The 11,629-nt window shown below is 57.0% G+C and carries 13 protein-coding genes and 1 pseudogene; 4 read left to right on the top strand and 10 right to left on the bottom strand.

Annotated features, from left to right (window positions below):
* Positions 1–340, bottom strand: a 340-nt coding sequence (locus JCM25156_RS04615) for a dienelactone hydrolase family protein (RefSeq protein ID WP_025812294.1), incomplete at its 3' end; no start/stop codon positions are given.
* 440 nt (positions 341–780) lie between these two features.
* Between JCM25156_RS04615 and JCM25156_RS04610 the strand changes: the two genes are divergently transcribed.
* The 4 genes from JCM25156_RS04610 to JCM25156_RS04595 all read left to right on the top strand — a co-directional run bounded on the left by JCM25156_RS04610 (position 781) and on the right by JCM25156_RS04595 (position 3,817).
* Positions 781–1,071, top strand: coding sequence for a co-chaperone GroES (locus tag JCM25156_RS04610; protein ID WP_025812293.1), 291 nt, complete (start codon positions 781–783; stop codon positions 1,069–1,071).
* 62 nt (positions 1,072–1,133) lie between these two features.
* Positions 1,134–2,783: a chaperonin GroEL gene (gene groL, locus JCM25156_RS04605; RefSeq protein ID WP_025812292.1), complete on the top strand. Its 1,650-nt coding sequence runs from the start codon at positions 1,134–1,136 to the stop codon at positions 2,781–2,783.
* A 265-nt stretch (positions 2,784–3,048) separates the two neighbouring features.
* Complete coding sequence (locus JCM25156_RS04600; protein WP_010507660.1) at positions 3,049–3,252, top strand: cold-shock protein; 204 nt, start codon at positions 3,049–3,051, stop codon at positions 3,250–3,252.
* Positions 3,253–3,574: 322 nt separating this feature from the next.
* Positions 3,575–3,817 carry a hypothetical protein gene (locus JCM25156_RS04595; protein WP_025812291.1) on the top strand — a complete coding sequence of 81 codons (243 nt, stop codon included), beginning with the start codon at positions 3,575–3,577 and terminating at the stop codon, positions 3,815–3,817.
* Positions 3,818–4,004: 187 nt separating this feature from the next.
* Here the strand turns inward: JCM25156_RS04595 and JCM25156_RS28640 are convergent, their stop codons facing one another.
* The 9 genes and pseudogenes from JCM25156_RS28640 to JCM25156_RS21505 form a co-directional block, all read right to left on the bottom strand.
* Positions 4,005–4,370: a hypothetical protein gene (locus JCM25156_RS28640; protein ID WP_148299323.1), complete on the bottom strand. Its 366-nt coding sequence runs from the start codon at positions 4,368–4,370 to the stop codon at positions 4,005–4,007.
* 178 nt (positions 4,371–4,548) lie between these two features.
* Positions 4,549–5,502, bottom strand: a complete 954-nt coding sequence (locus JCM25156_RS21525) for a Mu-like prophage major head subunit gpT family protein (protein WP_242402470.1) — start codon at positions 5,500–5,502, stop codon at positions 4,549–4,551.
* Positions 5,489–6,475 carry a phage protease gene (locus tag JCM25156_RS27055; RefSeq protein WP_084296445.1) on the bottom strand — a complete coding sequence of 329 codons (987 nt, stop codon included), beginning with the start codon at positions 6,473–6,475 and terminating at the stop codon, positions 5,489–5,491. The genes JCM25156_RS21525 and JCM25156_RS27055 overlap by 14 nt, the downstream gene beginning before the upstream one ends.
* Positions 6,414–6,875 (bottom strand): hypothetical protein, encoded by a 462-nt coding sequence (locus JCM25156_RS28635; protein ID WP_148299322.1) that lies wholly within the window; start codon positions 6,873–6,875, stop codon positions 6,414–6,416. The genes JCM25156_RS27055 and JCM25156_RS28635 overlap by 62 nt, the downstream gene beginning before the upstream one ends.
* Before the next feature lie 371 nt (positions 6,876–7,246).
* Entirely contained in the window at positions 7,247–7,732 is a 486-nt protein-coding gene (locus JCM25156_RS21515) for a hypothetical protein (RefSeq protein WP_148299321.1), read from the bottom strand.
* A gap of 400 nt (positions 7,733–8,132) precedes the next feature.
* On the bottom strand, positions 8,133–8,708 hold the full coding sequence (locus JCM25156_RS27050) for a DNA-binding protein (protein WP_159104964.1): 576 nt from the start codon (positions 8,706–8,708) through the stop codon (positions 8,133–8,135).
* A gap of 244 nt (positions 8,709–8,952) precedes the next feature.
* Positions 8,953–9,111 carry a hypothetical protein gene (locus JCM25156_RS29325; protein ID WP_159104963.1) on the bottom strand — a complete coding sequence of 53 codons (159 nt, stop codon included), beginning with the start codon at positions 9,109–9,111 and terminating at the stop codon, positions 8,953–8,955.
* 870 nt (positions 9,112–9,981) lie between these two features.
* Complete coding sequence (locus JCM25156_RS30185) at positions 9,982–10,185, bottom strand: hypothetical protein (RefSeq protein WP_148299320.1); 204 nt, start codon at positions 10,183–10,185, stop codon at positions 9,982–9,984.
* Between the two features lie 72 nt (positions 10,186–10,257).
* Positions 10,258–11,629: pseudogene (locus JCM25156_RS21505) on the bottom strand (helicase C-terminal domain-containing protein); the annotation flags it as partial.

The raw sequence follows: 11,629 nt of genomic DNA, 5'->3' as shown, positions 1-11,629 counted from the left end.
AGCCGATGATGCCCGTTTTCTCGGTCGTCAGGCACCCGGCGGCGGCGACAAGATCCTTCAGCGCATTCGCCTCGCCCCCTTCGGCGCGCAGTTTCAGCCCTTCCTGCACGCCCGCGCTGTCGTAGGGCAGGACGGTGTCGCGCCGCACGCGGTCGAACAGGGCGGGGGCGATGACCTGATAGCCCTGCGCCGCGAGGGAATCGCATACCGCGCGGATATAGGGCGTGATCCCGAAAATTTCCTGCACCACCACGACGGAACGCGCGGCGTCCGGCCGACCGGCGCGGTAAGCGGAAAACGTATGCCCGTCCGCCGCGGTGACGGTGATGACTGCGCCCATGGCATTCCCTCCATTCTTTCTCTTGTTATCCGCCCAAGAATGATGCCGGAACATTTTACGTCAACATCAAACCGCATGATGGCGAATTTTGCGGGTCGCCGCCGCCGCTATCCCGTCCCGCGCGGACTCGGCGGCACACGCGGCCATGCACTGGGGGCGCGGCTGGGCACTGGTTTCCTCACCCGATGCCGCATTATTTTATAATGCGCTGATATATAACAGAAAAACTGAAAACAGACGCCGCCGACACGGGCAGGGCGGGATTTGGACGATTTTCCCTTATCCGGTGTTCTTGACACCTGACAGGGTGCTTCCTATCTGGTCATTAGCACTCTCACGAGGGGAGTGCTAACGCGATGCGGCCTGGCGCGCGCGCCAAACCGGTGGCGTTGCTTAATCAAGGGCGTTACCTTTTTTTACAGATATGGAGCGATCCATCCATGACGAAATTTCGTCCCCTGCATGACCGCGTGGTCGTCCGTCGCCTCAAGAGCGAGGAAAAGACTGCAGGTGGTATCATCATTCCTGAGACCGCCAAGGAAAAGCCGATGGAAGGCGAGGTGATCTCGGTCGGACCGGGTGCCCGTAACGAGCAGGGCCAGCTTGTCGCCCTCGACGTCAAGGCGGGTGACCGCGTCCTGTTCGGCAAGTGGTCGGGCACGGAAGTGACGATCAACGGTGAAGAACTGCTGATCATGAAGGAAAGCGACATCATGGGCGTGGTCGCCTGACCCACCCCGCTTTCCCGACCGAGTGACATTTAAGAAAACCTTCCCTACCGGAGAAAAGAAAAATGGCAGCCAAGGACGTAAAGTTCGGCGGTGAAGCCCGCCAGCGCATGCTGCGTGGCGTTGATATCCTTGCGGACGCGGTCAAGGTGACCCTGGGCCCCAAGGGCCGCAATGTGGTGCTTGACAAGAGCTTCGGCGCACCGCGCATCACGAAGGACGGTGTCTCCGTCGCCAAGGAAATCGAACTGGCCGACAAGTTCGAGAACATGGGCGCGCAGATGGTCCGTGAGGTCGCTTCCAAGACCAACGACGTCGCGGGTGACGGCACCACCACCGCCACCGTGCTGGCCCAGGCCATCGTGCGCGAAGGCGCCAAGGCCGTTGCCGCCGGCATGAACCCGATGGACCTGAAGCGCGGCATCGACAAGGCGGTTGGCGTTGTCGTTGAAGAGCTGAAGAAGAACGCGAAGAAGATCACGACCCCGGCCGAAACGGCGCAGGTCGGCACGATTTCCGCCAATGGCGAAAAGGAAATCGGCGAGATGATCTCGCAGGCCATGCAGAAGGTCGGCTCCGAGGGCGTCATCACGGTGGAAGAGGCCAAGGGCCTGCACACCGAGCTGGACGTTGTCGAGGGCATGCAGTTCGATCGTGGTTACATCTCCCCGTATTTCGTGACGAACGCGGAAAAGATGACCGTCGATCTGGACAGCCCCTACATCCTGATCCACGAAAAGAAGCTGTCCTCGCTGCAGCCGATCCTGCCGCTGCTTGAAGCGGTCGTGCAGTCCGGCCGTCCGCTGCTGATCATCGCCGAAGATGTCGATGGCGAGGCGCTGGCGACCCTGGTGGTGAACAAGCTGCGTGGTGGCCTGAAGATCGCCGCCGTCAAGGCGCCGGGCTTTGGTGACCGTCGCAAGGCGATGCTGGAAGATATCGCGATCCTGACCGGTGGCCAGGTCATCAGCGAAGATCTGGGCATCAAGCTGGAAAGCGTCACGCTCGACATGCTGGGCACCGCCAAGAAGGTGCACATCACCAAGGAAAACACCACGATCGTCGAAGGCGCTGGCGAAGGCGCGGGCATCAAGGCCCGTTGCAGCCAGATCCGCGCGCAGATCGAGGAAACCACTTCCGATTACGATCGCGAGAAGATGCAGGAACGCCTTGCCAAGCTGGCGGGTGGTGTTGCCGTGATCCGCGTCGGTGGGTCCACCGAGATCGAGGTGAAGGAACGCAAGGACCGCGTTGACGACGCCCTGCACGCCACGCGCGCGGCGGTTGAGGAAGGCATCGTTCCCGGTGGCGGCACGGCGCTGGCTCGCGCTTCGACCCAGCTTGGCGGCCTGCACTTCCATAACGATGACCAGCGCGTCGGCGCGGAGATCATCCGCAAGGCCCTGCAGGCGCCGCTGCGCCAGATCGCCCACAATGCGGGTGAGGACGGTGCGGTCATCGCGGGCAAGGTTCTGGAAAACAGCACCTACACCTTCGGTTTCGACGCCCAGATCGGTGACTACAAGGATCTGGTCGAAGCCGGGATCATCGACCCGATGAAGGTTGTCCGCACCGCGCTGCAGGATGCGGCTTCGGTTGCCGGCCTGCTGATCACCACCGAAGCGATGGTGGCGGAGCGTCCGGAAAAGAAGGCCCCGCCGATGCCTGAAGGTGGCATGGGTGGTATGGGCGGCATGGGCGGCATGGATTTCTGATCCAGCCGGGCATACGCTACGAAAAAGGGGGGAAGGGCCATTGGTCCTTCCCCCTTTTTTCATGCCCGCTGGTGTAGATGTGAGGAGCGGGATGTCAGGATTATTTGACACGGACGCCCATTTCATGCTGCCCCTATGGTGCACGAACGACGTGAAAGCGGCAGGGTGTTTTCCGGATGCCCCGTTTTTTTCATCGCCGTAAAGGCACGCGCCCGGATTCCCGGTATTAGGACCGGGAAGGATGGCGCTGGAGAAGAGACTGGCTATGGCTACCGGAAAAGTAAAATGGTTCAATGCAACCAAGGGTTTTGGCTTCATCATGCCTGATGATGGCGGCAAGGACGTGTTTGTGCACATTACCGCCGTGCAGGCGGCGGGCCTGCGTGGCCTGAACGAGGACCAGGCGGTCAGCTATGACATCGCCATGGAGCGTGGCAAGGCCGCCGCGACCAACCTCAAGGCGCTCTGACGTCTCTCCCGTTACAGGGGGTAAGGTCAGGGAATGGTCAGGAAAGCTGGCCCGCTGTAGCGCGCCAATAGGTTTGGAACTGCGGGACACATGGAATGGAACCCCATCGCAGTCCACAAACGGCCTGCTAATGGGGCCTAAAATGGCTCTGATAGCCTTTTAAAAATGTGCGGGGCTTCCCTGAATGCAGGGAGAAATTTTGTCACGTATGGAAGCTGATCGAAACATGACCTTTCATGCCTCGCGCGCCCCTACCGTCCCCGCCATCGCGTCCTGCCATAGCAGTCAGGACAGTCTTCCCGTTAATCGCCAGTGACGCATCATGGCCACGCCGACCGGGATCAGCAGAGATCATATCTCCTTCGCTGCATGGGAAGAAGAACGCTTGTTTTATCTGTCCTGGCTGTGGTGCCGGGTCGCGTGGAAAGCTGCCAAAATTCCCGCTGTGTCCGGCCATGCTGTCAACCTTCAGCCGCCGCGTTCCTATCGGTGCACGTATTTCGCCGACTTCCGTGAACACCTTGCTTTCGATTTGTCTGCTGGTACTGATCATGGAGAATCCTGAATGATCCATCAAAACTGGAAACATTCTAAGGGATACACGCCTGTCTCCAAAGAACCATCTTCCTCAATCCGCAAGCAGAGGTTATGTTGCCTGCGGCACGTCGCGACACGGTGTAATTCAGCCTGCCGTAGGACCGTCCTTGTGACGGGATCGCTATGTGGGGTTCAAGGCTGGCCCCACCGGCGTGTCACTCATTTCCTTCTGAAAATTCGGCCAGAATGTTGTGCCTCTTGCACCCCAGGCGCACCATCGCATGGAATAATTCATTGCACTGTCGCGACCATGCCCATACCAGGCGGCGCGCCGCGCGTAGATCATAATCTCTCGCGGCTTCCGCACGTAGAACGGCTGAAGCAAAGATTTCACCCGCAGCAGCCATCTTATGATGACTGAACGGGTTATGGGCTGAACATACAGAAGTGGACACAGGATCAGATGCATGTGTTGTCCCTGCGTCAGTTAGGGGGACCTCAGCAGTAAGGGCCGTTATCCTTGCCAAGGCAATCTGTAGCGCCTGGTCCTTTTGCGCATCGATCCATAACTGACGCGCCACAAGCCTCTCATCGCCGCCAGCACGCCGCCGTGCGCGAGCAGCTGCTCCACGCACGGTAGCGAATGCCCGTCCTGCACGCCGTCGCGACAATGGATCGTCCTGGCACATGGGGTAACTTACGCCCCAGTTGCAGCAGGCGGGTTGCCCGTTGCCGTTGTTGTCGTACCAGCACCAAACGTCATGCCACTGGACAGGAAGTCGGCGACTTCGCTCCAGGACGTTTGGCGTTGCTCGCCCCCAGCAGGAACTGGGTGGCAATCGGGGTCGCCGTGCCAAACCATTCATTCGTGGTGGCTTCGATTGTCTGCGCACGCAGCAACCGCAAGGCAGCGTTTTCGTTCCCAGGAACGGTCACAAGATGAGTGGGCCTGATCCCGAGAGGACGGCCTGTGTCGGTTGTCTGGCTCATCATCTGTGCACGGACAACCGCGTAATTATATGGCGTCAGTGGATCCGTGCAGGCAAAGGCAAGCTGCCATAGGCCATATCCGGCATTGTAGCGGGCATCTGCACCGAACACGAACTCATTTTGCCAGAAGACATTGTCATCCGTCAGCTTGGTTTTCGACATGAACGAAACCGGGCGACGACTCTGGAATACCAGGGGGCGGATCGGACGGCTGCAATCCAGCAAGAACCACGGCGCGTTATTGCCTGAGCCAAACATGTTGGAACGTGTTTTCTGCGGGGATGCATTATCGCGGTTGACCGGATGTGCGGCGTTGAAGAACGTTTCCCCGTCATAGCACTTATTGATGAAACCTTCCCCGAGCAGCTTGAAGATCAGTTCATCGGGATGGGCTACAGCGGCACGCGCCATTTCCTCGACAATCGGGGTATAGATACCGTAGCGGTCATCCTCGATATCTTCACGGCTAATCGCCACCGTGCTTTCCCAAGTCTTGTTGACAATCTGGAACCGCTCGCTGCCAAGCTGGTGGATCACACGCGGACCCAGCCATTCACGTACGCCCGGCACGTTATTGAGCCAGCCATAGCTTTCCACTTTGGTCGCGCTGGGAACGACCATCGCGACATCTTTCCAGTAAGACTGCGCATTTTCGAGCGTCTTGTTGAAAGTCGTCTTGAGGCCAAGGAAAAAACTGGCAAGATTGGCGTCAGTTAGCTGCATTGTCTTTACTTCCGTATTTCTTGATATCGTCGGGGGAAACGCCCATAGAATTCATGATCGTTTCATTGTCCTGCGCTCTGTTCTGCTCGCTCATTCTGGCGTTGTGATCCGGCGCAAAAAATGGACTTCCCAGCATCTGGGTGAATTCATGGATCGGCTTGCCCGCACCATTGATGAAGTCATCAAATGCCGCACGGTTCTGGGTGCAAAGGTTGAGCGCCCAATCCCGCATGAACGGCATGATGCGGCCTTCGCGGGCAGCGACTTCTACCAGATGCTCCGCGATTTCCTGTGGCACGCCAGAATGTTCGCGATTGTATTTGGCCAGTGTCTGCTGAAAAAGCTCGATTGGCACATATTTTGCCGGGTCCGGTGTATCGCGGTTGGCAACCAGCGTATGCACGGCTTGCAATACGTCCGCCTGGGTGGCACCAGCAGGAAGGGACAACGCCCCCTGTAACTGCGTCATCAGTTCAATCCTGCCCAGTTCCTGCCGCGGCATTGAGGAGGAGGCGGGTTCCTGTGAGTTCAATGCCGTCAGTTCGGCAAGATTGGGCACATTGGTTAATGCGGCACTCAGTATTTGCCAGATATTGTTTTCGGGGTCATGTCGGAATACAGGCGAGATATAACGATATTCACGTTCCGCGACCGCGTCATGGCCTTTCTTTGTCCATTCAACATGCCCCCATATGCCATCATCCCGTGCCTCCAGCGCTGTAATCCAGCCAGCGGCTGGTGATGGATTGCCCTTCGGGGTGGCCAGGTGTGCAGCATGGTTATAGTCGACCGGTAGCGGCTTTCCGCCTTTGGGCAGCGAACTTGCAATAAGTGCCTGTGTGTCCTTCAGGGTAAAAGGGCCACGTCCGTCTACGCCTGAGAATTTTCCTGCGGGAAGAAGATGTATCCAGTCAGGCACGTTGGCGCCATGGCCGGAATTGAGCGCCATCAAGTGATAGCCAAGCGTTTTCATGAAACTTTCCCTTCAGACGCGCGATGCGTTTCTTTTTTATCCTCGACATGGCAAGGCGCACGCCTCGTTCAGACATGCAGACGCGTGAACAGATTTCGTTGATGCTGAGTCCATTTTTTAGGTAGAATTCAATTCTGAATTCGCGTTCCACCGGGAAATGGCAATACAGTCCGCCCCATTTATCAATCAGGTGTCTTGCGAAATTCGGACTTACAACATCAAGGATATGAGAATCTTTTGAAGTTTCGCGTCTTATACTGGAATGTGACTTAGGAATTTGAATACCTTGGCCACCAAACTGTTCCAGAACTCGCATAACGTCTTTGTCAGGCATGATACCGCGCATGAATTGCAGCGTAGGCCCAAATGCGCTCAAGTAATCTTCCTGATCCCGTGACACTCTGTGTTCTCCATCCTATGGTTAGGTTGTCCTTCATAGGAAAGCAGACGGATGATGCACGAATACAGCATGCACTGTTTCATGCAGAAATGCAGTGCAAGGTGTTCAGATTCCGGAATAGAAAATAGCTCTTATGTATGTTTCTTGCTCTATCCAATACGATACTTGATATACTCCAACAGACAAGCATCTCCTCCCATGTATTTTAAGAGACGCATAAGAGGCTTTAAGAGGGGGCTACAGCGGTTTTAACGACGCTCCCCATGTCGGATACCCCAAGATGCCAGAACGGCCTGTAGGCACAAAAAAACCGGCCATTGGAATAATGGCCGGTTGCAGTGGTCAGGGATAGAAATCGGACTGGATGAATGTCAGGTCGGACGTGTCTGTTTCAGACCGTCGCGCACTTCCTTTACATGTCGTGCCAATGTGGAGCGTGCAGGCATCTTCACGTCAGGGAAGATTGAAGCCAGTTGTATGCCGATTTCTTTGACCGTCATGTCCTTGTGCACCATACGAATGATCGCGGCGCAGACCGGCTTGGAAAAAAAGGTAGCGCGCTGCGCCTTTCCCCCATTGCCCACGAAATAGCGACTGATCGCGGATTTACCCGGCACCTTGCTGGCAGGGAGAACCTTTGCCAGCCCTTTTCTCAATTCCATTATAGACAGGCCCGGATCAGCTTCCTGCAGGAAGGTCTGCGCTGCCGGGTATTGTGACCAGTTATTGCGGCGGCCAGAACGACCAACGGAGATCAGGTAGCGCTGCAATGCGCCTCGCCCTGGCAGTTTCCTGTCCGGGTAATGCTGCATCAGGGCAGAAAGTATCCCATCAATAGATACCTGCTGCTTGCTCATCCTGTTCACGAAATTACGGGTTTCATCATTCCGAAAGAAGGCGTGCCACCGGGTGAAACGCTGCTGGTCGGAATGCGTGTCTTTGACATACCGCCCAAGTGAGGAACGGGATGCAATCTCCTGATACGGGAATTCAGCAATCAGTCGTTCCCGCAGTCTCCGAGGGGAAGATGATGGACATGATCGGAGATGAAGTTACATATTTTCTCATCGTAATACATGTCATGCAGTTTTCTGGTCATGATATATTCGCCTAATTATCCCAGTTTTATTCCATGTATGAAAAAGAAAAAGGTATAATACGGTAAATGGAACGCCTTTTCATTATATTTCATACCTATTTTTGATGGTTATTTATGTAATAACATATGCTTTATGGGTTCCTAATCGCATTATATTATTACCCAGCAAGAACCCCAATTTCACGCAACTGCGCCACGACTTCCTGAATATCGGGACGCCGCCCGGTTGCCCTGTCTGGCGGCAGCATCCTAACTGCGCGTCCGATTGGCATTGGTTCCTGCCGCAGTATTCGCATGAGCGGCAGCAGCCATTGTGGCGTAGGTGCAGATTTTCGCGTGGCACGCGCGGGCTGCTCTAACTTGGGGATGGATGGCACCATTCCCGCCATTTCGTGCACCTGTTCAGCAGTCGCCAGCACGCGCGCCAGCATGCCGTCAAAGGCCCGCTGCGGTAGGGATGTGAAATGATACTCCACCCGCTCACCACGCGTGCCAGGCACAATCCGATATTCCCAGTCATGCGCTTTGGCATGGCGCGTCAGGCCGGATGCGGTAACTGGCAGACCCGGTAAGGCATAACGGGCCAGTTCAGCCGCAGGGAACCATTCCCGAAGCGTATCCCTACCGCCCATAACCTGCGCCAGCGCAGCCTCAAGGTAGCGGATGCGCCGCTGCATGCAGGCCAGTTGAGCAGCAGACACACCCGCTGCCAGATCAAGCGTTTCCTGATCCATGATGTTCATGTTCCAACCATTTCAAAGAAAAAGGCGACCCATTTATCGGGTCGCCCTGTCATATATTCTGTGCATTACGCAACGGATGCGCGACGACTACGCGGTTCTGTCAGACGAGGTGCGGTCGGATCATCGGCACGCGCGGCTTCAACGTCTTCCTGTATCAGGTTGCGGATTTCCATCATGGCATCACTGACTGCTGAAAGCGTCATACATATCCCGGTGATGGAATTATCGCTAAGGCTCAGTTCATCGGCCTAGCCGCGCCCAGCAGATCGCGCAACATGGCAATAGAGTCCACGCAGAAATCAAGGCTTTGATGAGGATAGCTACGGCTGACTTCAATCTTTAACATGGTGTGACGTCCCTTAATGCTTTCTAAGGCATTGACGACGCTCACCACGAGCGCCGCCGGGAGTTAGAAACCGCTAAAGGTAACGGCACGATGGCCTTTAGGCTTTCGCCCTGGACATACGCCAACGCCTCCCGGCGAGGTATCTCGCGCTGCATGCATCCTATATCGTTGGACACAAAAATAGCGTCGTGACGATTGAGATCGTCGGGCGACGCTTGCCGCCTTTAAGGGTTTCTAAGCCCTGATCGGCACCCTATACGGGCCAAATTCGGTTCGTCAAGGGAAAAGCGGGAATGAAATCAAAACGACAAGCTTGTCGTTTTGATTTCGGACATGGGGTTCAGGATCAAGTGGACAAGCTTGTCCACTTGATCGCTCAGGAAATAATCAAGTGGCAGAGGCCTGCCACTTGATGCATTAGCAGTTTCTAAGAACATGTATATTTTCTGTGAACATATCAAATGCTCAAGCCTGAGCATTTGATCGTATCCACATTCGACGATCAAGTTCTCAACCTTGGGAACTTGATCGTTAATCATGCCGATGAATCAAGTCCTCAACCTTGAGGACTTGATGATCCATCAAGTGTGCAAGACTGCACACTTGATTATCAACAATGCCAGAAAATCAAAACGCAGAGGTCTGCGTCTTGATTCCCTTACACTCAGTCCGTCAATATGTTCCTGTTTTGTTTCTATATATGAATTGCCAAGCAACAGCAACCTATCGCCGCGCAAAGTTCCTTGAAACCTCTTTCCAGTTCCATCCGACTTATACGTTGTGGAAAACAGTCCTACCGCACTGTTTATATTATATATTCTTCATGAAATCCCGTATCCTGCACCACACCCAAGTTTTTGACCTTCGCCTGGGCCGAAAAAACCTCCCGATCTGCGATGACCGATCATGTAGGTCGCGTCAATCTTTAGGAATACTGCCGTTTAAGAGGCGATTAAGAGCGGCATCCAAAAAATCAGAAGTGTTGCCCGCCACTTCCAAATCTGATGGCGCAAATGCCAAGAATGGCAGTTCAGTTCCAAACCTTCGGGACACGAGCGGAGAAACTGGGAAGTGGTGTGGATAACTATCTTCCATAAAAACAAGAACGCAGTAGACCGCCACTTTGTGGCAGTCGGATATCCCACCATATCTCGGGGTATCCCCTGTAATCCCGGATAACTTCCACTTCCATTTCTAATGGGTCCTAACACCCGCGATGGTGTCCTGCGCATGCAGGAAGCCCGTGATCTCCCGCGCCGCCGCGCTCAGGCCAAGGCGGCGGACCATTACCCCCTCGGGAAAAGCCGACAGCAGGCGCGACGGGGTGCGCCGGTCCAGCAGGACGAACACACCCCTGTCCTGCCGGCTGCGGATCAGGCGACCGAACGCCTGGCGCAGGCGCAGGCGGGCGATCATGTCGTCATAACGCCCTGGCGCACCACCGGACAGGTGAATGCGCCGTTCCCGGTGCAGGATGTCGGGGCGCGGCCATGGCACGCGCTCGAAAGCGACAAGCCGCAGCGCATTACCGGGCACATCCACCCCATCACGCATCGCGTCGGTTCCCAGCAGGCAGGCATTGCGCTCGCTGCGCAGGATGTCCACCAGCGTCGCGTTATCCATCGGGTCCACATGCTGGGCGAAAAGCGGCAGGTCGGCGGCTTCCAGCGGGGTGACGATGCGCCTGTACACCTCCCTCAGCCGTGATATGGCGGTGAACAGCCCCAGCGCCCCGCCGCCCGACGCATGAACAGCGTGCGGTAGGCCCCGGCCAGCGCCGCCGGGTCATCATGCGCCACGTCGTTGATGATGTAGGCCCGGCTCTGCTCGGCATAATCGAACGGGCTGGGAAAGGACGCGCGGATGGCGGGCGAGGCAGGTGGATCGCGCCTGACCGGGCCTCCGCCGCGTCCCATGCGCGCTCGGCGTTGTCGTGGGTATCATCCTCGCCCGTTTCATCACGCAGGGTGGCCGATGTAATCAGCACGCCATGCGCGGGGGCGGCCAGTACGCTGGCGAACGGAATGGTGGGGTCCAGCCAGTGGCGGTACAGCCCCACATCACGCTCCCCGGGGTTCTGGCCCTCGCGCCGGTCCAGGCGGATATAGTCGATATATTGCGGGGTCGCCCCGTCGGGCGGCGTATCATCCGCGCGCATGCTGCCCAGCATGGGGCACCAGCCATCCACCCGCGCCAGCGCGCGGCGGCGGATGGAACGGATGGCGGCGGCGATCCGCTCGCGCATGGGGGTGTCCAGCCATTCGGCCTCGGTGTCCAGCGCCTCCTCCAGTCGCGCCACCAGTGTGCGCAGCGGTTCGGCCAGGCGGCGCAACGCCCGTTCCAGCCCCTGCGCCGCCAGATGCAGCGATTCAGGCATGGGGTGCAGGTCGCATTCACTGTCGCTTCGGCGCTGTCCGCCTTCCGGGCTGCCCTGCGTGCGGGCCAGCACCTGCTGGCGCAGTTCATGCAGCAGCAGTTCGGTGGGGTTGGACAGTACCGGCTCATCCGTCGCGCCGGGCGTGTCGGGCTGCGGGCCATGGGCGGGGTCATGCGCGGCAAGGCGGGC

Source organism: Komagataeibacter kakiaceti JCM 25156 (assembly GCF_000613305.1).
This window is presented reverse-complemented; position numbering and strand designations above follow the sequence as displayed.